Annotated in this window: 27 protein-coding genes, 1 tRNA gene and 1 riboswitch; of the genes, 14 read left to right on the top strand and 14 right to left on the bottom strand. The window is 66.2% G+C overall.

What is annotated here, in order from left to right:
- Positions 1 to 33: 33 nt before the first annotated feature.
- Positions 34 to 162: riboswitch (TPP riboswitch) on the bottom strand.
- 102 nt (positions 163 to 264) lie between these two features.
- Positions 265 to 1,149: an EamA family transporter RarD gene (gene rarD / locus AC4PTB_RS06220; protein ID WP_492192195.1), complete on the bottom strand. Its 885-nt coding sequence runs from the start codon at positions 1,147 to 1,149 to the stop codon at positions 265 to 267.
- A 224-nt stretch (positions 1,150 to 1,373) separates the two neighbouring features.
- Between rarD and AC4PTB_RS06215 the strand changes: the two genes are divergently transcribed.
- Positions 1,374 to 2,738 carry a tryptophanase gene (locus tag AC4PTB_RS06215; protein ID WP_492192194.1) on the top strand — a complete coding sequence of 455 codons (1,365 nt, stop codon included), beginning with the start codon at positions 1,374 to 1,376 and terminating at the stop codon, positions 2,736 to 2,738.
- A 280-nt stretch (positions 2,739 to 3,018) separates the two neighbouring features.
- Here AC4PTB_RS06215 and AC4PTB_RS06210 read toward each other — a convergent pair whose 3' ends face one another.
- The 7 genes from AC4PTB_RS06210 to AC4PTB_RS06180 form a co-directional block, all read right to left on the bottom strand.
- A complete protein-coding gene (locus tag AC4PTB_RS06210) occupies positions 3,019 to 3,621 on the bottom strand; it encodes a superoxide dismutase (protein WP_492192193.1) in 603 nt (200 codons plus the stop codon).
- Between the two features lie 112 nt (positions 3,622 to 3,733).
- Positions 3,734 to 3,910, bottom strand: coding sequence for a hypothetical protein (locus AC4PTB_RS06205; protein WP_492192192.1), 177 nt, complete (start codon positions 3,908 to 3,910; stop codon positions 3,734 to 3,736).
- A 194-nt stretch (positions 3,911 to 4,104) separates the two neighbouring features.
- Positions 4,105 to 4,659 (bottom strand): sarcosine oxidase subunit gamma, encoded by a 555-nt coding sequence (locus AC4PTB_RS06200; RefSeq protein WP_492192191.1) that lies wholly within the window; start codon positions 4,657 to 4,659, stop codon positions 4,105 to 4,107.
- The gene (locus AC4PTB_RS06195) at positions 4,652 to 7,606 is read right to left on the bottom strand and encodes a sarcosine oxidase subunit alpha family protein (protein WP_492192190.1); all 2,955 of its coding nucleotides are present in this window, start codon (positions 7,604 to 7,606) and stop codon (positions 4,652 to 4,654) included. The genes AC4PTB_RS06200 and AC4PTB_RS06195 overlap by 8 nt, the downstream gene beginning before the upstream one ends.
- Positions 7,603 to 7,926: a sarcosine oxidase subunit delta gene (locus AC4PTB_RS06190; RefSeq protein ID WP_492192189.1), complete on the bottom strand. Its 324-nt coding sequence runs from the start codon at positions 7,924 to 7,926 to the stop codon at positions 7,603 to 7,605. Before AC4PTB_RS06190 ends, AC4PTB_RS06195 begins: the two co-directional genes overlap by 4 nt.
- Before the next feature lie 87 nt (positions 7,927 to 8,013).
- The gene (locus tag AC4PTB_RS06185) at positions 8,014 to 8,448 is read right to left on the bottom strand and encodes a hypothetical protein (RefSeq protein WP_492192188.1); all 435 of its coding nucleotides are present in this window, start codon (positions 8,446 to 8,448) and stop codon (positions 8,014 to 8,016) included.
- Complete coding sequence (locus AC4PTB_RS06180; RefSeq protein WP_492192187.1) at positions 8,448 to 9,692, bottom strand: sarcosine oxidase subunit beta family protein; 1,245 nt, start codon at positions 9,690 to 9,692, stop codon at positions 8,448 to 8,450. The genes AC4PTB_RS06185 and AC4PTB_RS06180 overlap by 1 nt, the downstream gene beginning before the upstream one ends.
- 238 nt (positions 9,693 to 9,930) lie before the next feature.
- Between AC4PTB_RS06180 and ccmI the strand changes: the two genes are divergently transcribed.
- The 4 genes from ccmI to AC4PTB_RS06160 all read left to right on the top strand — a co-directional run bounded on the left by ccmI (position 9,931) and on the right by AC4PTB_RS06160 (position 13,158).
- A complete protein-coding gene (gene ccmI / locus AC4PTB_RS06175; protein WP_492192186.1) occupies positions 9,931 to 11,202 on the top strand; it encodes a c-type cytochrome biogenesis protein CcmI in 1,272 nt (423 codons plus the stop codon).
- On the top strand, positions 11,199 to 11,678 hold the full coding sequence (gene ruvX / locus AC4PTB_RS06170) for a Holliday junction resolvase RuvX (RefSeq protein ID WP_492192185.1): 480 nt from the start codon (positions 11,199 to 11,201) through the stop codon (positions 11,676 to 11,678). The genes ccmI and ruvX overlap by 4 nt, the downstream gene beginning before the upstream one ends.
- A complete protein-coding gene (locus AC4PTB_RS06165; protein WP_492192184.1) occupies positions 11,671 to 11,922 on the top strand; it encodes a DUF1289 domain-containing protein in 252 nt (83 codons plus the stop codon). Before ruvX ends, AC4PTB_RS06165 begins: the two co-directional genes overlap by 8 nt.
- 240 nt (positions 11,923 to 12,162) lie before the next feature.
- Positions 12,163 to 13,158, top strand: coding sequence for a Hint domain-containing protein (locus AC4PTB_RS06160; protein ID WP_492192183.1), 996 nt, complete (start codon positions 12,163 to 12,165; stop codon positions 13,156 to 13,158).
- A 3-nt stretch (positions 13,159 to 13,161) separates the two neighbouring features.
- Here AC4PTB_RS06160 and AC4PTB_RS06155 read toward each other — a convergent pair whose 3' ends face one another.
- Positions 13,162 to 13,380: a hypothetical protein gene (locus AC4PTB_RS06155; protein WP_492192182.1), complete on the bottom strand. Its 219-nt coding sequence runs from the start codon at positions 13,378 to 13,380 to the stop codon at positions 13,162 to 13,164.
- A gap of 204 nt (positions 13,381 to 13,584) precedes the next feature.
- Here AC4PTB_RS06155 and AC4PTB_RS06150 point away from each other — a divergent pair, with 204 nt between their 5' ends.
- Together AC4PTB_RS06150 and AC4PTB_RS06145 are read left to right on the top strand one after the other, a co-directional pair.
- Positions 13,585 to 15,180, top strand: coding sequence for a peptide chain release factor 3 (locus AC4PTB_RS06150; protein ID WP_492192181.1), 1,596 nt, complete (start codon positions 13,585 to 13,587; stop codon positions 15,178 to 15,180).
- A 91-nt stretch (positions 15,181 to 15,271) separates the two neighbouring features.
- Positions 15,272 to 15,436, top strand: a complete 165-nt coding sequence (locus AC4PTB_RS06145) for a hypothetical protein (RefSeq protein WP_160320031.1) — start codon at positions 15,272 to 15,274, stop codon at positions 15,434 to 15,436.
- Positions 15,437 to 15,589: 153 nt separating this feature from the next.
- Here the strand turns inward: AC4PTB_RS06145 and AC4PTB_RS06140 are convergent, their stop codons facing one another.
- Positions 15,590 to 16,738, bottom strand: coding sequence for a deoxyguanosinetriphosphate triphosphohydrolase (locus AC4PTB_RS06140; protein WP_492192180.1), 1,149 nt, complete (start codon positions 16,736 to 16,738; stop codon positions 15,590 to 15,592).
- Between the two features lie 73 nt (positions 16,739 to 16,811).
- On the opposite strand from AC4PTB_RS06140, the gene AC4PTB_RS06135 reads away from it, so the two are divergent.
- A complete protein-coding gene (locus AC4PTB_RS06135; RefSeq protein ID WP_492192179.1) occupies positions 16,812 to 17,141 on the top strand; it encodes a HesB/IscA family protein in 330 nt (109 codons plus the stop codon).
- Positions 17,142 to 17,144: 3 nt separating this feature from the next.
- On the opposite strand, the gene AC4PTB_RS06130 is transcribed toward AC4PTB_RS06135, so the two are convergent.
- The 4 genes from AC4PTB_RS06130 to pdxH form a co-directional block, all read right to left on the bottom strand.
- Positions 17,145 to 17,221: transfer RNA gene (locus tag AC4PTB_RS06130), tRNA-Pro, on the bottom strand.
- Between the two features lie 48 nt (positions 17,222 to 17,269).
- Complete coding sequence (locus tag AC4PTB_RS06125) at positions 17,270 to 17,728, bottom strand: DUF192 domain-containing protein (protein WP_492192178.1); 459 nt, start codon at positions 17,726 to 17,728, stop codon at positions 17,270 to 17,272.
- An 11-nt stretch (positions 17,729 to 17,739) separates the two neighbouring features.
- Positions 17,740 to 18,273, bottom strand: a complete 534-nt coding sequence (locus tag AC4PTB_RS06120) for a cold-shock protein (protein WP_492192177.1) — start codon at positions 18,271 to 18,273, stop codon at positions 17,740 to 17,742.
- Between the two features lie 183 nt (positions 18,274 to 18,456).
- Positions 18,457 to 19,080: a pyridoxamine 5'-phosphate oxidase gene (gene pdxH / locus AC4PTB_RS06115; RefSeq protein WP_492192176.1), complete on the bottom strand. Its 624-nt coding sequence runs from the start codon at positions 19,078 to 19,080 to the stop codon at positions 18,457 to 18,459.
- Positions 19,081 to 19,204: 124 nt separating this feature from the next.
- On the opposite strand from pdxH, the gene fabI reads away from it, so the two are divergent.
- The 6 genes from fabI (at position 19,205) to trpE (ending at position 25,927) form a co-directional block, all read left to right on the top strand.
- Positions 19,205 to 20,026, top strand: a complete 822-nt coding sequence (gene fabI, locus AC4PTB_RS06110; protein WP_013068059.1) for an enoyl-ACP reductase FabI — start codon at positions 19,205 to 19,207, stop codon at positions 20,024 to 20,026.
- Between the two features lies 1 nt (position 20,027).
- Positions 20,028 to 20,645, top strand: coding sequence for a LysE family translocator (locus AC4PTB_RS06105; RefSeq protein WP_492192175.1), 618 nt, complete (start codon positions 20,028 to 20,030; stop codon positions 20,643 to 20,645).
- 10 nt (positions 20,646 to 20,655) lie between these two features.
- Positions 20,656 to 21,162 (top strand): xanthine phosphoribosyltransferase, encoded by a 507-nt coding sequence (gene gpt, locus AC4PTB_RS06100; protein WP_492192174.1) that lies wholly within the window; start codon positions 20,656 to 20,658, stop codon positions 21,160 to 21,162.
- A 155-nt stretch (positions 21,163 to 21,317) separates the two neighbouring features.
- Positions 21,318 to 22,496: an aminotransferase gene (locus AC4PTB_RS06095; protein ID WP_492192173.1), complete on the top strand. Its 1,179-nt coding sequence runs from the start codon at positions 21,318 to 21,320 to the stop codon at positions 22,494 to 22,496.
- Between the two features lie 63 nt (positions 22,497 to 22,559).
- Positions 22,560 to 24,407 (top strand): SurA N-terminal domain-containing protein, encoded by a 1,848-nt coding sequence (locus AC4PTB_RS06090; RefSeq protein ID WP_492192172.1) that lies wholly within the window; start codon positions 22,560 to 22,562, stop codon positions 24,405 to 24,407.
- A gap of 11 nt (positions 24,408 to 24,418) precedes the next feature.
- A complete protein-coding gene (gene trpE, locus AC4PTB_RS06085) occupies positions 24,419 to 25,927 on the top strand; it encodes an anthranilate synthase component I (RefSeq protein WP_492192171.1) in 1,509 nt (502 codons plus the stop codon).
- The last annotated feature ends 132 nt before the right edge of the window (positions 25,928 to 26,059 follow it).

Genomic DNA, 26,059 nt, shown 5'->3' with positions numbered 1-26,059 from the left:
AGCTTCCCTTCCCACGAAACCGGGGGCGGGGCGCGCGCGGCCTGTGCACCATCCCTACGCCAGTGTGAACTGGATCAGGTTCATCGGGTCACTGCGCTGCGCGGCATCGGTTTCCGGCCAGCAGTATCTCAGCCTCTTGTCGAGACCCCCCGGGTGAGGGCGCCAAGGTCGCGCTTCTGCCGGAAGTTGTCAACCTCTGCCGCCCGGCAAAGCCTGCCCCCGCGGGATGTTGCGCCCGTTCGGGTCGCGGCGGGACAGCGCCCCCTAGCCGCGCGCCCGCAGCGCCGCAGCCGAATACAGCGCCAGCGCCCCCCAGATCAGCGCAAAGGCGATGGCATGGGCGCGGGTGAAGGGCTCGGCGAAGACCGCGACCGCAACCAGGAATTGCAGCGTCGGATTGAGATATTGCACCAGCCCGATCGTCGCCATCCGCACCCGCTGCGCGGCATAGGAAAACAGCATCAACGGCCCGCCGGTCATCAGCCCGGAAAAGGCCAGCATCAGCGAATGGCCAAGGTCATCGCCGAAATGCCCGGAGCCGGGCGCGCGGCCAAACCAGCCAAAATGCGCCGCCGCCAGCACCAGCCCGGCCAGCGGCGCCAGAAGCACCACCTCGGCCAGCACCGAGACCACCGAAGGCACCGAAAGCTTCTTCTTCAAAAGCCCGTAAAATCCGAAGCTGCCCGCCAGAAGCAGCGCGATCCAGGGCGCCGCGCCCAGCGCCCAGGTCAGCCAGCCCACCGCCGCCGCCGCGACCGCCACCGCCACCGCCTGCGCCCGCCCCATCCGCTCGCCGTAAAACACCATGCCCAGCGCCACCGCGACCAGCGGGAAGATGTAATAGCCCAAGGACGCCTCGACCGCGCGGCCGTTCTGCACCGACCAGATGAAGCCGAACCAGTTCAGCGAGATCACCACCGCCGCCGCCGTCACGATGCGCAGATTGGCCCCCGAAAGCGCGCGCGCCAGAACCGCGCCCTGCCCCTGCACCGCCACCACCGCGCCCAGAAACACCACCGACCAGAGCGTGCGATGGGCAAGCACTTCCAGCGGCGGCACCTCGGAAAGCGCCTTGTAATAGATCCCCGACAGACCCCAGACACAACAGGCGGCCACCATCGCGACAAAACCCTTCGTGGTGTCCGTCATCCGCATCTCCCCTGCGCCAAGGCGGCCACAGAACCCCGCCCCGGGGCGTCCGTCAATCCCGATCCCACCGCCTGACTTGACGGAAATGACGCGCGATGCAAGATTTCATCCTGCAACCTCTTTGGGCGTCGAGCGCGGTCCGGGTCTTCGGGCAACCGCGACGCTGCGGCCCCATCGTGCGACGGTTGCCACGGCTTCATGGGGCCATCGACAGGAGCCCCGTGATGAAAACCATCATCGAACCTTTCCGCATCAAATCGGTCGAGCCGATCCGCCTCACCTCGCGCCCCGAGCGTGAACGTCTGGCGCGCGCGGCCGGCTACAACCTCTTCGGCCTGCACTCGGATGACGTGCTGATCGATCTTCTGACCGACAGCGGCACCGGCGCGATGTCATCGCTGCAATGGGCCGCCATGATGCAGGGTGACGAAAGCTATGCCGGTTCGCCCAGCTTCTTCCGCTTCGAGGCGGCGGTGCAGAACCTGATGCCATTCAAGCACATCATCCCGACGCACCAGGGCCGCGCGGCAGAAGCGATCCTGTTCTCGATCTTCGGCGGGCCGGGCAAGCGCATCCCCTCGAACACGCATTTCGACACCACGCGCGGCAATATCGAGGCCTCGGGCGCCATGGGCGACGATCTGGTAATTGCCGAGGGCAAGGACCCGCAAAGCCTGCATCCGTTCAAGGGCAACATGGATCTGGCGCGGCTCGAGGCTTACCTTGAGGCGCATCACGCCGAAGTGCCGCTGGTGATGATCACCATCACCAACAATGCGGGCGGCGGCCAGCCGGTGAGCCTTGCCAATATCCACGCCGTGGCCGATCTGGCGCATCGGTATGGCAAGCCTTTCGTCATCGACGGCTGTCGCTTTGCGGAAAACGCCTGGTTCATCAAGACCCGCGAGGCGGGGCAATCAGAGCGCTCGATCCCCGAGATCGTGCGCGATTGCTTCGCGGTGGCGGATGGCATGACGATGTCGGCGAAGAAGGATGCGTTCGGCAATATCGGCGGCTGGCTGGCGCTGAACGATGACGATCTGGCCGAGGAGGCGCGCGGCCATCTGATCCGCACCGAGGGCTTTCCGACCTATGGCGGGCTGGCGGGCCGCGATCTGGACGCGCTGGCGCAGGGTCTGGTCGAGATCGTCGACGAGGATTACCTGCGCTACCGCATCCGCACGCATCAATATATCGTCGAGCGGCTGGATGCGATGGGGGTGCCGGTGGTGAAGCCCGCGGGCGGGCATGCGGTCTTCATCGACGCGCGGGCCTGGCTGTCGCAGATTCCGCCGCTCGAATATCCGGGGCAGGCTTTGGCCGTTGCGCTTTATGAGATCGCCGGGGTGCGGTCGTGCGAGATCGGCACGGCGATGTTCGGCCGCCAGCCGGACGGGTCCGAGAAACCGGCGGCGATGGATCTGGTGCGGCTCGCCTTCCCGCGCCGGACCTATACGCAAAGCCATGCCGATTACATCATCGAGGCCTTTGAGGAGCTGGCGGCAACCAAGGACAGCCTGCGCGGCTACCGGATCGTCAAGGAGCCGAAGCTGATGCGGCATTTCACCTGCCGGTTCGAGAAGCTCTGAGCCGGTTTCGGGCGGATCAGGAAAGGCACCGCCTTTCCCCGCCCGCGCGGGCAACGCCTGCCGCAGGGCCGTCAGCCCCAAGCGCGACAGAGGCCAGCGCCCAGCCCCGGCGGGCGAGAAGCGCCCGCCATGGGCGGGGCGGGCGCTGGCCGAGGGCCTTTGGGCCCCCGGCGGTCACGGGGCAACTGGTCTGCGTGGCTTCGGCAATGGCCTCAGCCAAAGAGAGGTCAAAACAAAACCGGCCCCCGCGGGGGCCGGTTTCTTCATCCGTCTGTCCGCCTCACAGACGCGAGGCGACGTTTTCCCAGTTCACCAGCTTGTCGAGGAAGTTGGTCAGATAGGCCGGGCGCTTGTTGCGGAAGTCGATGTAATAGCTGTGCTCCCAGACATCGCAGCCCAGAAGCGCGGTCTGCCCGAAGCAGAGCGGGTTCACCCCGTTTTCGGTCTTGGTGATCTTCAGCGCGCCATCGCTGTCCTTGACCAGCCAGGCCCAGCCCGAGCCGAATTGCGCGGCGCCCGCAGCGGCGAAATCCTCCTTGAATTTCGCGACCGAGCCGAAGCTTTCCACCAGCGCCTTTTCCAGGTCGCCCGGCATCTTCTTGTCTTCGCCCGGCCCCATCATTTCCCAGAACTGCGCGTGGTTCCAGTGCTGCGAGGCGTTGTTGAAGATCCCCGATTGCGCCACGGCCCCGGCGCAATAGGTGCCCTTGATGATCTCCTCGACCGACTTGCCTTCCCATTCGGTGCCCGCGATCAGCTTGTTGCCGTTGTCGACATAGGCCTTGTGGTGCAGGTCGTGGTGATATTCGAGCGTCTCCTTCGACATGCCCAGCGACGCCAGGGCATCATGCGCATAGGGAAGGGCAGGAAGTTCGAAAGCCATTTGAGCGATCCTTTTACTCGGGTTCTGTTGCGACCAATTGAAGCACTGAACGCGCCAAGGTCAAGGGTTGACGGGTGAATTTCCCGCACAGCCCCCCTGCCCGATCCGCAGATCAGGGCTTTTGGGCCGCCGCCTTGCGCGCCTCGGCGGCGGCCTTCATCCGCGCGATCAGATCGTCCTTCGCCGCGCCCTTGCCAAAGGGGTTCTTCGCCGAGCCCTTGGCATTATGTTCGGCATGACGCGGGGTGTTCTTGTCGGGCCGCGCGCCCCCGGATTTCGAATAGTCCATGGTGGGTCTCCTTTGCCTCCGATCTGCGGCAAGCGGCCCCGCAAGGCAAGGAAAAAGGGGGCGCTGCCCCCTCTTGCCCTGCCGGGCAAGTCACCCCCGGGATATTTATGGCAAGATGAAGGAGGCGGGTTTCATCTTGCCATAAATATCCCGGGGGGAGTCCGAAGGACGGGGGGCAGCGCCCCCCTGCCCGGTCAATAAAGCTCGCCCCCCGGGCGGGCCGAGACCTCGAGCAGCCCCATCACATAGGCCGCGACCGAGCGGAAGCAGACCAGGCTCAGCTCCTCGGGACCCGAGCGCCAGATCGCCGCAGCGACCTGCGCGGCGCGGGTGCGGCGCATCTCGCCGGGCTTGAGCGCGGCGAAATCGACCGGGCAAAGCTTCATCAGCACCTGATCGGCCTTGGCCCCCGCAATGGTGAAGCGCGCCCGGGCATCCGAGACATTGCTCACCAGCGCATGTTCGGTGTGCAGCGAATGCGCGATCCCCGCCGCCACGGCGGGCGCGTCCTCATAGGCGCAGAGCACCAGCAGCTCGTCGGGGCTCATCCAGGCGGTGAAGCGGCCCTTCTCGCCCGCGACGATCTCGCGCGCGCCGGGCAGCTTCAGCCCCTGCCCGGCCAGCGCGATCCGCGTCGCGGTCAGCGCCAGATCGGCCCGCACGGTGACCATGCCCGACAGCCCCGCCTCGGTCACGGTCGCAAACCCGGCATGGCTTTCGCCGTTCAGTGCAGATACCGCTTCAGACATCGGCTTTCTCCCCCGCCTTGTCGTAGAACACCGGATCGACGATCCGCGCCTGAATGACCTTGCCCGCATCGGCCGGGAATTCGAGCACCTCGCCCATGCGCGCCGGGCCATGCCGCACCAGCCCCATGGCGATGCCCTTCTTCAGCATCGGCGAATAATAGCTCGAGGTCACGCGGCCCTGCACCTTGCGCTGGCCGTTCTCGTTCACCCCCTCGTCGATGGCATAGACGCCATCGGGCAGAACCGAACCGTCAAGCGTTTCCAGCCCCACCAGCGTCCAGCGGTCCGGGTCGGTCATGTGCTTGCGCTCCTGCGCGCGCTTGCCCAGATAATCCGCCTTTTTCTTGCTGATCGCCCAGCCAAGGCCCAGATCCTGCGGGATGACGGTGCCGTCGGTCTCGTCGCCGATCATGATGAAGCCCTTTTCGGCCCGCATCACATGCAAAGCTTCGGTGCCATAGGGCATGACGCCGAATTCCTCGCCTGCCGCATGCAGCGCCTCCCAGAACGCCAGCCCCATATTCGCCGGGACCGCGATTTCATAGGAGAGCTCGCCCGAGAAGCTGATCCGGAACACCCGCACGGGAAAGCCGCCCAAAGTGCCTTCCCGATAGGTCATGAAGGGCAGCGCCTCCTTGGAGACATCCATGCCGCCGAGCTTTTCCAGCAGTTTCCGCGCCTTCGGCCCCACAACCGCGACCTGCGCATATTGCTCGGTCAGGTTGGCGGTATAGACCTTCCAGTCCCACCATTCGCATTGCAGCCAGTCTTCCATGTGGCCATGGATCCGGTCCGCGCCGCCCGAAGTGGTGTGGCACAGCCAGGTGTCTTCATCCAGCCGCACCACCACGCCGTCGTCGATCAGAAAGCCGTTGTCCGAACACATCAGCCCGTAGCGGCACTTGCCCACCGGCAGCGTCGACATCAGGTTGGTATAGATCATGTCCAGGAACCGCCCCGCATCCGGCCCCTTGACCACGATCTTGCCCAGCGTCGAGGCATCAAGCAACCCGACATTGGTGCGGGTGTTGACGATCTCGCGGTTGACCGACTCGCGGTGCTTTTCGCCCTTGCGCGGATAGGTATAGGGGCGGCGCCACAGGCCCACCGGCTCCCAATGCGCGCCCTTGGCTTCGTGCCAGGCGTGCATCGGGGTTTTCCGCAAAGGCTGGAAGATCTCGCCCCGCGCCTCGCCCGCGATCGCGCCAAAGGAAATCGGCGTGTAGGGCGGGCGGAAGGTGGTGGTGCCGGTCTGCGGGATCTCCTGCCCCAAAGCTTCGGACAGGATCGCCAGACCGTTGATGTTGCTGAGTTTCCCCTGATCGGTGGCCATGCCGAGCGTGGTGTAGCGCTTGGTATGTTCGACCGAGGCGTAACCTTCGCGCGCGGCCAGCTGCACGTCCGAGACCTTCACATCGTTCTGATAGTCAAGGAAGGCCTTGAATTTCAAGGCTTCCGAGGCCTTGGCAGGCATCACCCAGACCGGCATCAGCGGCGCTTCGGCCTCGACCTGGCCCACCATGCCCGCTTCCGCGCAGATCGCATCGAGCGTCAGATGCCCATTCGCGGCGCCCACCGCGGCGGCGATCGGTTGCCCCTTGTCGCCGGTCGGCGGTTTCGCACCATCGGGGCGGAACATCGCCGCCGCCGCATCCCAGATCACCTTGCCGCCCGCATGCGAATAAAGATGCACCACCGGCGACCAGCCGCCCGACATCGCGACGCAATCGCAGTCGATCCGCTCGACCGCGCCGCCCTCGCCCATGTGGCTGGCGATCTCGACCGCCTTCACCGCCTTCGCCCCCTTGACCCGGGCGATGGCCCGGCCTTCGAGCACCTTGACGCCGCGTTCGCGCAGGGCTTCCACCAGCGGCCCGGTCGGCGCCGGGCGGGCGTCGATGACCGCCGCGACCTCCAGCCCCGCGCCGAGTGCGCAAAGCGCGGTGCGGTAAGCGTCGTCGTTGTTCGTCACCACAAGGATGCGCTTGCCTGGCGCGACGGCCCAGTTGACGATGTAATCGCGCACCGCCGAGGCCAGCATCACGCCCGGAATGTCGTTGCCCGCAAAGGCCAGCGGCCGCTCGATCGCGCCGGTCGCGACCCGGGTGATCCCGGCACGGGTGCGCCACAGCCGATGCCGCGGACGGCCGTCGCCCGGGGTGTGATCAGCGACGCGCTCGTACAGGATCGCATAGCCATGGTCATGCAGGCCCGCCACCATCGTGCGGGTCATCAGCCGGACATTTTCCATGGCGCCAAGGGCTTGCAGGGTGTTGTTGATCCAGACCTCGGGTGTCTGGCCGTCGATCAGCCCGCCATCCACCGGGGCGCGACCGCCCCAATGCGCGGTCTGCTCGGCGAGGATCACCCGCTTGCCCTCGCGGCCCGCCTTCAGCGCCGCGGCAAGACCCGCGATACCGCCCCCCGCAACCAGCACGTCGCAATAGGCATAGGCCTGTTCGTAGCGGTCCGGGTCGGGCTTTTTCGGCGCCTTGCCCAGCCCCGCGGCGCGGCGGATCAGCGGCTCGAAAATGCCGTGCCAGGCTTCCAGCGAATGCATGAAGGTCTTGTAGTAAAAGCCCGCGGGCATCAGCTTGTAGGCGAAATCGTTCACCGCGCCGATGTCGAAGCCAAGGCTTGGCCAGTGGTTTTGCGACGTGGCCCAGGCGCCCTCGAACAGCTCCGTCGTGGTGGCGCGCTGGTCGGGTTCGTGGCGGTTGCCGCGGCCCAGGTTGACCAGCACGTTCGGCTCCTCGGCGCCCGAGGCCACCAGCCCGCGCGGGCGGTGGTATTTGAACGACCGCCCCAGCAGCGTGCGGCCCGACCCCAAGAGCGCCGAGGCGAGGGTGTCACCGGCAAAGCCCTTGGCCTTGCGGCGGTTGAACTTGAAGGAGAGCGGTTTGGAGCGGTCGATCAGACGGCCACCCGAAGACAGACGATGGCTCATTTCCAGCCCTCCCAGCCCGGACGTTTCTCTTTGATTTTGGCGATGAGATCGGCGGGCGGTTCGGAGGTCTGCGCCGGATAGGTGCCGAAAACCTCGAGCGTGACGGTGCAGCGCGCGGCCAAAAACCACTTGCCGCAGCCGTAAGCGTGGCGCCAGCGTTCGAAATGCACGCCCTTGGGGTTCTTGCGGGCGAACATGTAGGTTTCGAACTCGGCATCCGAGGAGCCCGGGCCAAAGCGCTTCAGATGCGCCTCGCCGCCGGGGGCCAGTTCGGTTTCCTCGACGGTGACGCCGCAGCAGGGACAGGTCAGTGTCAGCATGTCAGCAGGCCTTTTTTGTGACGGCGGCCGGGGGCGCTGCCCCCGGACCCCCGAGGTATTTCGGGCAAGATGAAACGAATGCGCGCGTCATGGCTTGCTTTTCCAGACAGAAGCCTCGCAGCGCCACGGCACAGGAATGCCATTGACTTTCTTGGCAAATTTGAAGGTTGACGGAGGGTCCTGATCCAATTCGACCGTGCCCTCCGGCGTTTTGCTGAGGATGAAGGTCTTCGTCACGACTTGCCCCTCGTCATCATAGGCCATAACAAGCCGCGCGATTTCATTTGCCGCTTCGACCGTTGCGCGATGCACATGATACCCGGGCGTTTTCGACGCCCAGCTCAGTACGACACCCGCAAAGCCAATATCGGGCTTGACCAGATCAAGCACAACGCCCGCATCGGCCCAGCCTTCCGGATCACAGCCGTAGATCTCGACTTTTTCCGAGGTCTGCGCGACGGACGTGAGCGGAAGACAGAGGGCAGCAGCGACGCCGACCATGGAACAGGCGGCAGCACGCATCAGTGCGCCACCCCGGCGGCGACGGATTCGTCGATGAACTGGCCTTCCTTGAAGCGGTGCAGGCCGAATTCGGCGGCAAGCGGCGAGTAGCCCTTGGCCACCAGTTCCGCCATCGCAAAGCCCGAGCCGGGAATGGCCTTGAAGCCGCCGGTGCCCCAGCCGCAGTTGACAAAAATGCCCTCGACCGGCGTTTTCGACAGAATGGGCGAGCGGTCGCCCGTCATGTCGACGATGCCGCCCCATTGGCGCAGCATCTTGAGCCGCGAAATCACCGGGAAGGTCTCGATCAGGGCGCGGGTGGTTTCCTCGACATGGTGCCAGCTGCCGCGCTGCGAATAGTTGTTGAAGCCGTCGGTGCCGCCACCGATCACCAGCTCGCCCTTGTCGGATTGCGACATGTAGCCGTGCACAAGGTTCGCCATCACCACGACATCGATGGTGGGCTTGATCGGCTCCGACACCCAGGCCTGCAGCGCCATCGATTCGATCGGCAGACGGAAGCCCGCCATGCCCGCCAGCACCGAGGAATGACCCGCGACGACGATGGCGAGCTTGCCGCAATCGATCGACCCACGCGAGGTGTCGACGCCGACGACCTTGCCGTCCGCGGTGCGCACGCCGGTGACTTCGGTGTTTTGCAACAGATCCATGCCCATGTCGGAACAGGCCCGCGCATAGCCCCAGGCCACCGCATCATGCCGCGCGGTGCCGCCCTTTTCCTGATAAAGCGCGCCCAGAACCGGATAACGCGGCCCGGCGATGTTCAGGATCGGCACCAGCTTCTTGACTTCCTTCGGCTCGATCCAGCGGGTTTCGACATTTTGCAGGGTGTTGGCATAAACGGTGCGCTTGTAGCCGCGGACCTCGTGTTCGCTTTGCGCCAGCATCAAAAGGCCGCGCGGGCTGAACATGACGTTGTAGTTCAGATCCTGGCTCAGCCCCTCATAAAGCGAGCGCGCCTTTTCGTAGATCGCGGCCGAGGGGTCCTGCAGGTAGTTCGAGCGGATGATCGTGGTGTTGCGCCCGGTGTTGCCACCGCCCAGCCAGCCCTTTTCGATGATCGCGACATTGCGGATGCCATGCACCTTGCCCAGATAATAGGCCGTGGCCAGGCCATGCCCGCCCGCCCCCACCACGATGACATCGTAGCGTTTTTTCGGCTCGGGCGAGGCCCAGGCCTTTTCCCAACCGCTGTGGTAGCGCAGCGCCTCGCGCGCAACGGCGAAGATCGAATAGCGTCTCATCGGCCCTCTCTCGCTTCGGGTTGGGGTGCCACAGGCTGTGCGCGCGCCCCGAGTCTGGCTGTTCCACCTTAGATGAACCGCCCGGAACCCCGAAAGCCCCCCCCATGCGGCAATCGGCAGCAAAAAGCGACATCGTTGACAAGAGCTGTCGCGCAGAGCCGTGCGCGGGCCTTTCACGCTCTTGTCTCTTTCTGCACGACGCCAAAAGCCCTATGGAAGATGCAGGATAGGAGACCCCATGCTGTTCTGGATCATCTGCGCGACGCTGGTCGCCGCCATCGCCTTCGCCCTTGCCCTGACGCTGATCCGCCCGCGCGGGCAGGCCCAGCCCGCCGGGGCGCAGGATCTGCAGGTCTATCGCGCGCAACTGGCCGAGGTGGACAAGGACCTTGCCCGCGGCGTGCTGAGCCCCGAGGAGGCGGCCCGGAGCCGGGTGGAAATCTCGCGCCGGCTGCTGGAGGCGGACCGGGCGCTGCAGGCGGCGGGCCGCGCAGCCGAGGCGCCGCGGCGCGGCACGGTGGCGGCGGCGGTGCTGGTGGTGGCGGTGCTGACCGGGGCTTTCGCGCTCTATGACCGGCTTGGCGCGGCGGGTCTGCCCGATGCGCCGCTGGCCGGACGGCTGGCCGGGGCGGAGGCGCGTTACCAGGCCCGCCCCGATCAGGCGGCGGCGGAAGCGACGGCGGCGGCCGAGCGCAAGGCCGCCGAGGCGCGGGCCGCGGCGGCGGGCCGCCCCGTGCCACAGCCCGATCCGCAATATCTGGAGCTGATGGACCGGCTGCGTCAGGCGGTGGCCGCGCGGCCCAATGATCAGAAGGGGCTGGCGCTGCTGTCGGAAAACGAGATGGCGCTGGGCAATTACCGCGCCGGATGGGAGGCGCAGCGGCGGCTTGTCGCGCTCAAGGGCGACCGGGCCGAGGCGGCGGATTACACCCGTCTGGGCGAGCTGATGACGATTGCCGCGGGCGGGCTGGTGACGGCCGAGGCCGAGGCGGCCTTTGCCAAGGCGCTGGAAATGAACCCGAAAGACGGCTTGGCGCTGTTCTATGTCGGGCTGATGATGGGGCAGAATGATCGCCCCGACCGGGCCTTCCGGCTGTGGGATGCGTCCTTGCGCGTCTCGCCGCCCGAGGCGCCCTGGGTGGCCGAGATCGCCCAGGGCATCGAAACGCTGGCCTGGCTGGCGGGCGAACAGGATTACACCGCGCCGCTGCCGGTGCCCGCGGGCCCCTCGGCCGAGCAGATGCAGGCCGCCGAGGGCATGGCCCCCGCCGACCGTCTGGCGATGATCCGCGGCATGGTGGACAACCTGAACGCGCGGCTGGCGAATGAGGGCGGCAGCGCCGAGGACTGGGCGAAGCTGATCTCCTCGCTGCGGGTGCTGGGCGAGGCGGAGCGCGCCGCGACGATCGCCACCGAGGCGCGGACGAAATTCACCGGCCGCGCCGGGGATCTGGCGAAGATCGAGGCGGCGACGCAGGTGCCGCTTGGCACGATCGGAGCCGCGCCATGATCTGCCCCGGGATGGACGACTTTGCCGGAGCGCTGCCGCGGGTGGGGGCGCTGGCCGGGCTGGATCTGGGCACGAAAACGATCGGGGTTGCGGTCTCGGACACGCAGCGGGGCATCGCGACGCCCCTGCGCACGATCCGGCGCGAGAAATTCACCCTCGACGTGGCGGATCTGATGAAGACCGTGGCCGAGCGGCAGATCGTCGGGCTGGTGCTGGGTCTGCCGGTGAACATGGACGGCTCGGAAGGGCCGCGGGCGCAATCGACGCGGGCCTTCGCGCGCAACCTGGAAAAGCTGACGCCCTTGCCGATAACCTTCTGGGACGAGCGGCTCTCGACGGTGGCGGCCGAACGCGCGATGCTGGAGGCCGATCTTTCCCGCAAGCGCCGGGCCGAGCTGGTCGATCACGTCGCGGCGGGGTTCATTCTGCAAGGCGCGCTCGACCGCCTTGCGCATCTGGGGCGCGCGCATGGCTGAGAACAGGCCGGAAAACACCGACGGGATCTGGAAACGGGCGGAAATCGACACGCCCTGCGTGAAGATCTGCCAGATCCACCCGACCGAAAAGCTCTGCATCGGCTGTTTGCGCACACTGGACGAGATCGGCCGCTGGTCGCGGATGAGCCCCGAGGAGCGCCGCGCGGTGATGGCCGACCTGCCCGCCCGCGCGCCGCGCCTCGCGCAGCGCCGCGGCGGGCGCGCGGCACGACAGGCGGAGTAAGGGGGGGCGCTGCCCCCCGTCCCTGCGGGACTCCCCCGGGGATATTTGCAGCAAGATGAAAGGCATCCGGTTTTACCTTGCCCGAAATATCCCGGGGGGTGAATGGCGCAGCCAGAGGGGGGCAGCGCCCCCCTGCCCGGCCAGTCCGTGGCCGCGCCTTGACGGATGGGGGCGCGGGCATTAACCGAATTTGCAGCAGATGCTGCGATCCTCGCCCAACCTTCCTTCCCCGGACCCGCCATGACCGCCTCGCGTTCCCTGCCGCCTCAGGTCGTTCACGTCTATGAGGCCGATCTGATCTGGGTGACCTCGGGCGCCAATCAGGGCGACGGGCTTGATCTGGCCGCGCTGTGCCAGCCCGGCGACATCTATCAGCTGGACCGCGACGCCCGGCCGCTGCGGCTGCTGATCGCCGCCGATCCCGAGACCGGGCAGCGCATCTGCGCGGGCTCGGAACTGGGCGCCGAGGGCGACCGGATCGCCCTGCTGGCGCGGCATGTCTTCATCACGCCCGAAGGCGACACGGTCGACATCCTGTTGATCCGGCACGAGGAAACGCAGATCCTCTATGCCCTGCCGCTGTCGCCGATCGCGCCGCGGGTCGATTACACCCTGCTCGATGCCACCGATGATCCGGGCGATGTGCGGCTTTCGGACCTGGTCTGCATCGCCTTCACCACCGGCACGCTGATCACCATGGCGGGCGGCGCGCAGCGCCCGATCGAGACCTTGGCGCCGGGGGACCGGGTGCTCACGCGCGACAGCGGCCCGCAGCCGGTGCGGCTGGTGGCGCGCGCGACGCTGCGCGCGCTCGGCTCTTTCGCGCCGGTGGTGATCTCGGCGGGCACACTCGGCAATGAAAGCGATCTGGTCGTCGCGCCGCATCACCGGGTGTTCCTCTATCGGCGCGGCGAAAAGCGGCTGGGCGACACCGCCGAGATTCTGGTTCAGGCCAAGCATCTGGTCGATGGCGACCATGTCTGGCGCCGCGAGGGCGGCTATGTCGATTATTTCGCGCTGGTCTTCGACCGCCACGAGATCGTCTATGCCGAGGGCGTGCCGGTCGAAAGCCTGCAGCTGTCCGAGGCGACGCTGAGCCTGATGCCCGAGGAACTGAGCGCCGAGATCAAGGCCCGCCTGCCCGATCTGACCCATACCCCGCATTTTGGCACCGAGGCCGGGCGCGAGATGCTTGACCGCGTCGGCCGCGAGGCGCTGTTTCGCAAGAAGGACTGAGCCCTAGTCCGCCGCGCGGCCGCAACCGCAGCGGTCCTCCGGGCGCGCATGCGGATCGGTGCAATCGGCGCAATCCCAGGCCGCCTCGCCCTCGGGACGGCAGAGCTTCAGCTCCAGATGTTTTTCGCGGTCCCTGGCGGTGAACAGCGGCACCCCGCAATAGGGGCACAGAACCGTTTCGCGCACATTCAAGGACCCGGCGGCGGGATCGACCCTTGCCATGGCAGCCTCCTGTTCCGATCGGGGTCGGGCGCGTAAGCGACCCCCATCCGCCGAAGACGGGCTCCCCCACGAAGCCCGCCCGACGTTCCCCGAGATTGGAATGATTCCACGCGCCACGCCATGACGCGGATCAATTTGCCGCAGGTCGGGCGGGAAAAATCCGTCCTTCTTGCCCGCCATCCCGCCTTGCGCTAAAGGCCGCGCATGAGCAACCGTGCCCCCCTCCCGCCCGAAATCGCCCGCCGCCGGACCTTTGCGATCATCTCGCACCCCGACGCCGGGAAAACCACGCTCACGGAAAAATTCCTGCTGTTTGGCGGCGCGATCCAGATGGCGGGGCAAGTCCGCGCCAAGGGCGAGGCGCGGCGCACGCGCTCGGACTTCATGAAGCTGGAACAGGAGCGCGGCATCTCGGTTTCCGCCTCGGCGATGAGCTTCGATTTCCGCCAGTATCGCTTCAATCTGGTCGACACGCCCGGCCACTCGGACTTTTCCGAGGACACCTATCGCACACTGACCGCGGTCGATGCCGCGATCATGGTGATCGACGGGGCGAAGGGGGTGGAAAGCCAGACGCGGAAACTGTTCGAGGTCTGCCGGCTGCGCGATCTGCCGATCCTGACCTTTTGCAACAAGATGGACCGCGAAAGCCGCGACACGTTCGAGATCATCGACGAGATTCAGGAAAATCTGGCGATCGACGTGGCCCCGGCAAGCTGGCCGATCGGGATGGGGCGCGACTTCGTCGGCTGCTACGATATCCTGCACGACCGGCTGGAGCTGATGGACCGGGCCGACCGCAACCGCGTCGCGGAAAGTATCAAGATCGACGGGCTCGACGATCCGAAGCTTGCCGATCATGTGCCCGCCGATCTGCTGGCGAAGCTGCGCGAGGAAGTGGCGATGGCGCGCGAGCTTCTGCCCGCCTTCGACCGGCAAAGCTTTCTGGAAGGCCACATGACGCCGATCTGGTTCGGCTCGGCGATCAATTCCTTTGGCGTCAAGGAGTTGATGGATGGCATGGGCGAATACGGCCCCGAGCCGCAGCCGCAAAAGGCAGCCGAGCGGCAGATTTCCTCGGAGGAGACCGCGGTCACCGGCTTTGTCTTCAAGGTTCAGGCGAACATGGACCCCAAGCACCGCGACCGGGTGGCTTTCGTGCGTCTGGCCTCGGGGCATTTCGAGCGCGGGATGAAGCTTTTGCATGTGCGTTCGGGCAAGCCGATGGCGGTTTCGAACCCGGTGCTGTTTCTGGCCGCCGACCGCGAACTGGCCGAGGAGGCCTGGGCGGGCGACATCATCGGCATTCCGAACCACGGGCAGCTGCGCATCGGCGACGCACTGACCGAGGGGGAGAAGCTGCGCTTCACCGGCATTCCGAGTTTCGCGCCGGAACTTCTGCAAGCCGTGCGCTCGACCGATCCGATGAAGGGCAAGCATCTGGAAAAGGCGCTGATGCAATTCGCCGAGGAAGGCGCGGCGAAGGTGTTCAAGCCGATGATCGGCTCGGGCTTCATCGTCGGCGTCGTCGGCGCGCTGCAATTCGACGTTCTGGCCAGCCGGATCGAGATCGAATACGGCATTCCGGTCCGGTTCGAAAGCTCGCAATTCACCTCGGCGCGCTGGGTGCAGGGGCCGAAGGATCTGGTCGAAAAGCTGGTGAACGTGAACAAGCAGCATATCGCGACCGATCACGATGGCGACATCGTCTTCCTGACCCGGCTGCAATGGGACATCGACCGGGTGGTGCGCGATTATGAGGGCGTGAAGCTCTCGGCGACGAAGGAAATGATGCAATAAGGCCCCGCCGAAGGGCATGGCACGCACGCTAAAGTTGTGCTAGGCTGGTTGCGCGGCAAAAGCCGCATGTCTTGCCACTTTGGAGGATGCAATGTCCGACGACGATGTGATGGACAAGAAACGCCAGAAGGCCGCCGACAAGATCATCACCCGGATGACCGAGGAGGGCGCGAGCCCCGGCGACATCAAGATCCAGAAAAAGGCGAACAAGGACGCCTTCGGTCACGAGGGCGATTACGACGCCGACAGGGGCTGAAACGGGTGCGCCGTCCCCCGCCCCCGGGGACGGCGCATCTCACACCGCCCTAACCCGCCCTGTCGCAAACTCATCCCGTCGCAAAGATGCGGACGGTCTTTCCCACCCGGGGAACCCATGCGTTTTTCCTGGCACGAATACGCAAATCCGCGCTCAGTCTGCGCCGAACAGCCGCTGATGTTCCTGGATCGCGAAACGGTCGGTCATGCCCGCAACGTAATCCAGCACCGTGCGCGCCAGTTCCGAATTGCCCTGCAACCGGGCGCGGGCGACATCGGCCTGCCAATCCTCGGGCAATAGCTCGGGGCGTTCGAGGAACAGCGGGAACAGCGCATTCACGATCCCCGTCACCCGCTGCCGTTCCACCACCACCGAGGGGGCGCGATACATCCGGGTGAACAGGAAGCTCTTGATCGCCTTGATATTCTGATAAAGCGGCTTGGAAAACCGGATGATCGGCCCCTGCATCGCCCGGATCTCGTCGACATGGCGGGGGCGCAATGCGTCCAGCCGGTTCTTCGCCACCGCGATCACGTCTTCGACCATCACGCCAAAGACCCGCCGCAGCGCCTCGTGGCGGCGCCGCATCGGGTCCAGCCCGGGGTAAAGCCTGTCGACCGCGGCAAAACACTCGCCCAGAACCGGCAGCTCGCACAGGTCGGCTTCGCTGAACAGCCCGGCGCGCAGGCCGTCATGCAAGTCGTGGTGGTTGTAGGCGCAGTCATCGGCCACGGCCGCCACCTGCGCCTCGGCGCTGGCGTTGGTGCCCAGTTCCAGATCCCATTGCGCATTCACTTCGGCCAGCGCGTAATTCCACGGCTGCGCCACCGGGCCGTTGTGCTTGGCGATGCCCTCCAGCGTCTCCCAGGTCAGGTTCAGCCCGTCGAAATCGGCGTAATGGCGTTCCAGCCGTGTCACGATCCGCAGCGCCTGGGCGTTGTGATCAAAGCCGCCGTAAGGCTCCATGAGCAGCGCCAGCGCATCCTCGCCGGTATGGCCAAAGGGCGGATGGCCCAGATCATGCGCCAGGGCCACCGCCTCGGCCAGATCGGTGTTCAGACCCAGCGCGCCCGCGATCGTGCGGGCCACCTGCGCCACCTCGATCGTATGGGTCAGCCGGGTGCGGTAATAATCGCCCTCATGCTCGACAAAGACCTGGGTCTTGTGTTTGAGCCGCCGGAACGCCGAGGAATGGATGATCCGGTCGCGGTCGCGCTGAAACGGCGTGCGGAAGGTGGAATAGTTTTCGGCGAAGCGCCGGCCCCGGCTGGCCTCGGGATTGCAGGCATAGGGTTGCAGCATCTCTCACCTCACCTTGTCGCAGGGCATGCCCCCTCCTATACTCTAAAGGGAACAACAGAACAGGTCCAACCCGATGCTTTTGCCGCCGAAAGTCACCCCCCGCGCCTTTGCGCGTCTGGCGAAACTGAATGCGCAGGAAGCCGCGCCCAAGGCGCTGCGCGTCGCGGTCGAGGGCGGCGGCTGTTCGGGGTTCCAATATGATCTGAAGCTGGAAGAGGTGGCCGCGCCCGATGATCTGGTGATCGAGGGGGAAGGCCAGCGCGTGCTGATCGACCCGGTCAGCCTGCCGTTCCTGCAAGATGCGGTGATCGACTACACGCAAGAGCTGATCGGGGCGCGGTTCGTGGTGCAAAACCCGAATGCGACGGCCAGCTGCGGCTGCGGGATTTCCTTCTCGATGTGAAGATGGTCGGGGCGGCGAGATTCGAACTCACGACCTTCTGTACCCAAAACAGACGCGCTACCAGGCTGCGCTACGCCCCGCTTCGCCTTCCATAGCGGCAGCGGCGGGCGCTGAAAAGGGGAAATGCCTCAATCGAGCGGCGCAACGCGCTGACCGGGGCGCAGCCCCAGCGCCGCCGCCTGCCCGCCTCCGATCTCCAGCACATAAAGCACCGGACCGGCCGACCAGATCGGCGTGTCGTCATAGGGACGGGCGTTTTCCTGCACCGACTCGATCCGGCCCGCAGCGTCGATGAACAGCATGTCCAGCGGCAGCGGCGTGTCATGCATCCAGAACGCCACCCGCCGCGGCGTCGGATAGACGAAGATCATCCCGGTGCCGGGGGGCAGATCGCGCCGCCCCATCAGGCCGCGTTCGCGTTCGGCCTCGGTATCGGCGATCTCGACGCGCAGCCGCGCCAGGCCCCGCGCGCCCTCGATGCACAGCACGGCAGGCCCCTGCCCCTGCCGGGCCGCCGCGAAACCGGCCCGGTCGCAGTCGGCGCCAAAGGCCGCCGCGGCGCAGAAAAGACCTGGCGCCGCCAGCAAGAGACCGCGCCTCAGCGCGCGCGCAGCGCCACTTCCCAGCTTGTGATCTGCGCCGCCATCCGGCCGCGCCGTCCCTCGATCACCCGCAGACATACCGCCTCTCCCGGCGCCAGATCGGCGAATCCCGAGCGGCGCAGCACTTCGACATGGATGAACACATCTTCGGGCCGCCCGAAGACATTTGCAAAGCCAAATCCCTTGCCCTTGTCGAACCACTTCACCCGCGCCGGTTCCAGCGGCAGCGCCGCGATCACCTCGGGGTCGGTCTCGCCCAGATCTTCGATCGGCGCCAGCCGGGTTTCGGTCTCGGGCGGCGAGATTTCCAGCACCTCGACCGCCTGCGCGCCACGCGGCGTCGCCTGCACCAGCACGCGGATGCCCGCATTGTCGGCCACCGAGCTTTGTCCGAAATTGCGCAGAACATTGGCGTGAAGCAGGATGTCCGGTCCGCCCTCGCCGTCGAGGATGAACCCGAAGCCCTTACCCGCGTCGAACCATTTCACCCGACCCGCGGCCTCGCGCGCCGCGCCCGTTTCGTCAACCATCCGCTGCCGTCCATTTTATGATGCGCCGGGACTGTGAAGATCCGCCAGAGCGCCGCTGCTCAGTTGTCACAGGTTTGCAACCGGATTCAAGCTGATTTGGCTTGTCTTTTTGGGCAGTCTGCGATTGACGAAGCGTGAAATGCAGCCAATTTGAGCCGCATTTGACGCGGACGCCGGTCAGAATCAGGGGTTCAGCCGCAGGATTTCCCAGGCCGTGCCCGGTGCGGCGCGGCGCCAGCGGAACCGGTCATGCAGCCGGAAGGCGCCATCGGCCCAGAATTCGATCTCGAGCGGTACGATGCGGAAGCCGCCCCAGAACGGCGGGCGCGTCGGCGCGGTGCCATGCGCCGCCGTCACCTTCGCCACCTCGGCCATCAGCGCCGTGCGCGAGGCAAGTGGTTCACTTTGTCGCGACGCCCAAGCGCCAAGCCGCGACTTGAGCGAGCGCGAGGCGTAATAGGCATCCGCCTGCGCCCCCTCCTTGCGCGTGACCAGCCCGCGCACGCGGATCTGCCGGCGCAGACTTTTCCAGTGCAGCACGAAGGCGGCCTTGCCCGCCGCCGTGATCTCGGCCGATTTTGCAGAGCCGTAATTGGTGTAGAACAGGAACGCCCCGCCCGAGGGGGCGTCGCGCCCCTCGATCTCTTTCAACAGCACCATGCGGACATTGGGCAGCCCCTCGGCATCGACGGTGGCAAGCGCGATCGCATTGGGGTCGTTGATCTCGGTCTTTTCGGCCTCGATCAGCCAGGATTGCGCCAGGGCAAAGGGGTCCTCGCCCGCAAAGATGCCGGTTCTGTCGCTCATGTCCTGCCCTTTCCCTGAGGATGCGACGCAAACGCGCCGTTGCGCCCGCGTCAACCCGCCTTGCTGACTTTGCAATCTTCGCCTAAGGAAAGCGGACTTTCCAGAGGCAAGCAGGAGAATCCAGATGACGGCAGGCTTGATGGCGGGAAAACGGGGCCTGATCATGGGGCTCGCCAATGACAAGTCGATCGCCTGGGGCATCGCCAAGGCGCTGGGCGACGCGGGGGCGGAGCTGGCGTTTTCCTATCAGGGCGAGGCGCTGAAAAAGCGGGTCGAACCCTTGGCCGCCAGCCTTGGCACGCCGCTTCTGTTCGAATGCGACGTGGCGAATGAAGACAGCATGGATGCGCTTTTTGCCGGTCTCAAGGACGCTTGGGGTACGCTGGATTTCGTCGTCCATGCGATCGGGTTTTCCGACAAGAACGAGCTGCGCGGCCGTTATGTCGATACTTCGCGCGGCAACTTCACCATGACAATGGACATTTCGGTCTATTCCTTCACCGCCGTCTGCGCCCGCGCCGCGGCGATGATGCCGAACGGTGGCTCGCTGCTGACGCTGACCTATTACGGCGCCGAACAGGTGATGCCGCACTACAACGTGATGGGCGTGGCGAAGGCGGCGCTCGAGGCTTCGGTGAAATATATCGCCGAGGATCTGGGCAAGCTGGGCATCCGCTGCAACGCGATCTCGGCCGGGCCGATCAAGACGCTGGCCGCTTCGGGCATCGGCGATTTCCGCTACATCATGAAGTGGAACGAGCTGAACAGCCCGCTGCGCCGCAACGTGACGCAGGAAGAGGTCGGCAAGGCCGCGCTGTACCTGCTGTCGGATCTGGGCTCGGGCACCACCGGCGAGAACCTGCATGTCGATGCGGGCTATCATGTCGTCGGCATGAAGGCGGTGGATGCGCCCGATATCGACGTGGTCACGGGGCGCAAGGACTGAGATGAGTTTCGCCGCCTTCTTCGGCATCTACATGATTTCGCTGGCGGCGGCGATCTCTCCGGGGCCTGCGGTGCTGCTGGCGGCGCGCACCTCGCTGCGCGAGGGCTTTGCCCGCGGCGCCTGGCTCGCCGTGGGCATCGGCCTTGGCGCCTGCATCTGGGCCGTGGCGGCGATGTTCGGGCTGGCAATCCTGTTCAGGATCGCCCCCACCCTGCTTGTGGCGCTGAAAGTCGCGGGCGCGGCCTATCTGCTCTATCTCGCGTATAAAATGTGGCGCCATTCGGCCGAGCCGATGTCGATGGAGCTGCCCGAGGATGACGCGAAGCGCTCTGCGCCGGGGCAGGTCTGGCGCGGCATCGCGGCGCAACTTGCCAATCCGAAACCGGCGGTCTTCTTTGGCACGGTGTTTCTGACCTTCCTGCCGCCGGTGCTGCCCTTCTGGGCCTATGGCGTCATTCTGGGCATCATCTTCTTCAACGATACGGTCTGGAACGTAATCGTTGCGCGGATCTTCTCGCTCGACCGGACGCGGGCCGCCTATCTGGGGCTGAAGAAGCTGATCGACCGCATTTTCGGCGGGCTTCTGGGGCTGATGGGCCTGAAGCTTGCCCTGACCTGAGGAGTCCTCCATGGCCGAACGTTTGCCGCATGAAAAAGGCTTTCACGTCAGCTGGGACCAGCTGCATCGCGACGCGCGGGCGCTGGCCTGGCGGCTGGACGGCAAGGGGCCGGACAATGGCGCCTGGAAAGCCATCGTCGGCATCACCCGCGGCGGCATGGTCCCCGCGGCGATCATCGCGCGCGAGCTGAACATCCGCATCATCGACACGATTTCGGTCAAGGGCTACAACCACCAGACCCAATCGCCCCCGGTGGTGATCAAGGCGCCGCAGGAAGATCTGATGGGCGCCGAGGGCGAGGGCATTCTGGTGATCGACGATCTCGTCGACAGCGGCAAGACGCTGGAACTGGTGCGCCGCCTGTATCCCAAGGCGCATTTCGCCACCGTCTATGCCAAGCCCAAGGGCCGCGAACAGGTCGATACCTTCATCACCGAAGTGTCGCAGGACACCTGGATCTTCTTCCCCTGGGACATGGCGCTGCAATACGTCCAGCCCTATCGCGGCACCGACTGACCGCCCGCCCTGCCCCACCCGCGACAGGGCGTATTTGGACCAAGAAAAAGAAGCCGGTTTTTTCTTGGCTCAAATACGCGCCCGCCGCAGGCGTCCCGCCCTTGCCAAGGGCGCGGCCGAGTGGAAGGGTGGCGCGACACTGACCGGAGCCCGCGATGATCCAGCCGCTCAATCCCGCGCTTGCCGCCACCTTCGCCCCCCCGGTGATGGAGGCGCGGCGCTGGCTGGACGGGGTGACCTTCCCGCCCGGGCGGCCCCTGATCAACGTTTCACAGGCCGCGCCGGTCGATCCGCCGCCCTTGGCCCTGCGGCAGGCGATCGCCGAAGCCGCGCTGAACATCCCCGCCGCGCATCTTTACGGCCCGGTGCTGGGCAACGCCGATCTGCGCGCCGAGGTGGCGGCGCAATGGTCCCTGGCCTATGGCGGCACGATCCGCCCGGCGCAGGTCGCCATCACCCAGGGCTGCAATCAGGCCTTTTGCGCCGCGATTGCCACGCTGGCCGGGGTAGGCGATGAAGTTCTTCTGCCAACGCCTTGGTATTTCAATCATAAAATGTGGCTCGACATGGCGGGGGTGCGGGCGGTTCCGCTGCCGACCGGGCCGGGGCTTTTGCCCGACCCCGATCATGCTGCGGCGCGGATCACGCCTGCCACCCGCGCCATCGTGCTGGTGACGCCGAACAACCCGGGCGGTGTCGAATATCCCGCCGCGCTGGTGCGCGCCTTTGCCGATCTGGCCCGCCGTCACGGCCTTGCGCTGATCCTCGATGAGACCTACCGCGATTTCGACGCCCGCACCGGTGCGCCGCATGATCTTTTCACCGATCCCGACTGGGACGCGGGGCTGATCCAGCTTTATTCCTTTTCCAAGGCCTACCGGCTCACCGGCCACCGCGTCGGCGCCATCCTCGCCAGCCAAGGCCGCCTGGCGGAGGTCGAGAAATTCCTCGATACCGTCGCGATCTGCCCGGGGCAGCTGGGCCAGATCGCGGCGCTTTGGGGGATGCGCCACCTTGCGGACTGGGTCGCAGGCGAGCGCGCCGAGATCCTGGCCCGCCGCGCCGCGATGACGGCGGGGCTGGCCGCCCTGCCCGGCTGGGAAACGCTAGGCTGTGGCGCCTATTTCGCCTATGTCACCCATCCCTCGCCCCTGCCCGCACCCGACTTTGCCAAACGCCTTGTCACCGAGGCCTCGGTTCTGGCCCTGCCCGGCACGATGTTCATGCCCGCGACCGACCCGGCGGGCGCGCGCCAGCTGCGCTTCGCTTTTGCCAATATCGACACCGCGGGGATCGCGGAATTGATGAGACGGCTTGCCGCCCTTGCCCCGTGACGCTTGCGGCCCCGCGCCCAAAGCCCTAAACACCGCAAAAGACCAGAAAACCCGGGAGGTCCGATGTCGACGATGCTGCGCAGCTCTGGCAAGAGCGTGACGGTCTGGGTGCTTGTGGCCATGATCGTTCTGGGGCTTGGCGGCTATCAGGTCGGGAATTTCTCGAACCGCGGCCAGAGCATCGGCGCGGTCGGCGAGAGCGAAATCACCGCGCGCGACTATGCGCAGGCGCTGCGCCAGGAAATCAACGCCGTCGCGGCGCAGATCGGCCATGCGCCCAGCATGGCAGAGGTCCGGGCGATGGGGATTGATCAGGTCGTGCAGGCGCAGCTTTTCAACACCGCGGCGCTGAGCGAACAGGCGCGCAGGCTGGAGCTTTCGATCGGCGATGCCGAGGTGAGCCGGCAGATCCGCACGGCGCGGCCGTTTCAGGGCGCCACCGGCAGCTTTGATCGCGAAACCTACCGCGAGGTGCTGCGCCGCGAGGGTCTGACCGAAACGGAATTCGAAACCCGGCTGCGCGCCGATATCGCGCGCTCGATCCTGCAGGGCGCGGTGGCGGGCGGCGTGCAGGCCCCGGCGGCGCTGCTTGATGGCTATATCGGCTATCTGGGCGAGACCCGCGACGTGGTCTTTGCCGAGATCCCGGCAGCGGGGATCGCCCCGGCCAGCCCCGATGACGCGGTGCTGAAAGCCTATTACGACGGGCATCTTGCCGAATTCACCCGGCCCGAAACCCGCGAAATCTCCTACGTCTGGCTGACGCCCGAGATGCTCAGGGACGGCATCGCCATCGACGAGGCGCAGCTGCGCGCCACCTATGACGAGCGCAAGGCGGAATACATCCAGCCCGAGCGGCGCAAGATTGCGAAGCTGGTGTTCCCGACCGAGGCCGAGGCCGAGGCGGGGATGGCGAAGATCGCCGCGGGCAAGGCCAGCCTGGCCGATCTGGCGAAGGAACGCGGGCTGAGCGCGGCCGACATCGACCTTGGCGATGTTTCGCAAGACGAAATCGGCGGCGCGGCGGGCGAAGCGGTCTTTGCCCGGACCAGCCCCGGCGTGATCGGCCCCTATGAGACCGACCTTGGCCCGGCGCTGTTCGACTTTCAGGCGGTGACGCCGAGCGAGACCACCACTTTCGAGGAAGCCCGCGGCGATATCGCGGCGGAGCTGGCGATGGAAAAGGCCCGCCGGATGATCGGCGACATGACCACGGATCTGGAGGATCGTCTGGCCTCGGGCGCGACGCTTGAGGACATGGTCAAGGAAACGAAGATGCAGGCGGGCAAGATCTCGATGGCCGCCGATACCCGGGACGGGATCGCCGCCTATGACGCCTTCCGCGAGGCCGCCGCCAAGGCCACGACCGAGGATTTCCCGGAACTGGCGGTGCTGGAAGACGGCGGCGTCTTCGCGCTGCGGCTGGACGGGGTGACGGCGGCGGCGCCGATCCCCTTTGATCAGCTGCGCGACAAGGTCGAGGCCAGCTGGCGCAAGGCCGAGGTGGTGAAGGCGAAACAGGCGAAGGCCGAGGTGGCGGGCGCGGCGGCGGCAGCCGGTCAAACCCTGGCGACGCAGGGGCTGGACGAAAAGACCGCCCCGGATCTGCAGCGCGGCGGCTTTGTCGAAGGTGCGCCGCAGGGGCTGGCGCAGACCGCTTTCGCGACGGCGGCGGGCAAATCCGCGACCCTGACCGAGGGCGAGAAGGTCTTCGTTCTGTTGGTGCGCGCGGTGAAACCGGCCGATCTGGCCGATCCCGAACTTGTGCAGCTGCGCAAGACCTTCGACACCCGGCTGGGGCAATTGATCGGCGCCGATCTGGCGGCCTTTTATGCCCGCGCCGCCCAGGCCGAGGCCGGGATCACCCTCGACAGCGGCATGATCGCTGCCGTGCAAGCGCAGTTTCAGTGACGGAGGCCGCAATGGTCGCGCTTTTCCCCGCTTATGAGGCTTTCGAAACCGCCTGGGCCGCGGGCCGCAACCAGCTGGTCTATGCGCGGCTGGCGGCCGATCTGGACACGCCGGTGTCCCTGATGCTGAAGCTGGCGGATGCGCAGAAGAACAGCTTCATGCTGGAATCGGTGACCGGCGGCGAGGTTCGGGGGCGCTATTCGATCATCGGCATGAAGCCCGACGTGATCTGGGAATGCCGCGGCGAGCGGGCGCGGATCAACCGGCAGGCGCGGTTCGAGGACGGCTTCGAGGATCTGCCCGGCCATCCGTTCGAGTCCTTGCGCGCGCTGATTGCCGAAAGCCGGATCGACATGCCCGAGGGCCTGCCCGCGGCGGCGGCCGGGCTGTTCGGCTATCTTGGCTATGACACGATCCGGCTGGTCGAGCATCTGCCGAACGTCAACCCCGATCCGCTGGGCGTGCCCGATGCGGTCTTGATGCGGCCCTCGGTCGTGGCGGTGCTCGACGGGGTCAAGGGCGATGTGATCCTCTGTGCGCCCGCCTTCCAGGGCTCGGGGCTCTCGGCGCGGGCGGCCTATGCGCAGGCCGCCGAACGGGTGATGGATGCTTTGCGCGATCTGGACCGCTCGCCCGCGCAGGGCCGCGAAATGGGCGAAGCGGCGCAGGTCGGGCCGCTGAAATCGAACTTTACCCCCGAGGGCTACAAGGCCGCGGTGGAAAAGGCGAAAGACTATATCCGTGCGGGCGACATCTTTCAGGTCGTGCCCGCGCAGCGCTGGTCGGCGGATTTCCCGCTGCCGCCCTTTGCGCTCTACCGGAGCTTGCGGCGCACCAACCCCTCGCCCTTCATGTTCTTTCTCAATTTCGGCGGCTTCCAGATCGTCGGCGCCAGCCCCGAAATCCTGGTGCGGCTGCGCGACGGCGAGGTGACGATCCGCCCGATCGCGGGCACCCGCCCCCGCGGCGCGACGCCCGCGGAAGACAAGGCGCTGGAAGCCGACCTGCTCGCCGACAAGAAGGAACTGGCCGAGCATCTGATGCTGCTCGATCTGGGCCGCAACGATGTGGGCCGGGTGGCGAAGATCGGCACGGTGCGGCCGACCGAGAAATTCGTGATCGAGCGCTATTCCCACGTCATGCATATCGTCTCGAACGTGGTCGGCGAACTGGCGGATGGCGAGGATGCGCTTTCGGCGCTTCTGGCCGGTCTGCCCGCGGGCACGGTTTCGGGGGCACCGAAGGTGCGCGCGATGGAGATCATCGACGAGCTGGAGCCGGAAAAGCGCGGCATCTATGGCGGCGGCGTGGGCTATTTTGCGGCCAATGGCGAAATGGACATGTGCATCGCGCTGCGCACCGCGGTGGTGAAGGATCAGACGCTCTACATCCAGGCAGGCGGCGGCGTCGTCTATGACAGCGACCCCGAAGCCGAGTTCCAGGAAACCGTGAACAAATCCAAGGCCCTGCGCCGCGCGGCGGAAGATGCAGGGCTGTTCGTGCGGCGGGCGAACCTGTAAAGCCGCCCGCGCGAAGGGCGTATTTGCGCCAAGAAAAAAACAGCCTTCAAGACAGCCTTCCCTGCGGGGAGGGCTTTTTCTTGCTACAAATACGCAAATCCGACCGCGGCGCTTGGGGTCCGGCGCGAAAAG

The organism is Rhodobacter sp. 4.3.4 (assembly GCF_058724655.1).
The sequence above is the reverse complement of the archived record's forward strand: the minus strand, read 5'-3'. Positions and strand labels throughout refer to the sequence as shown.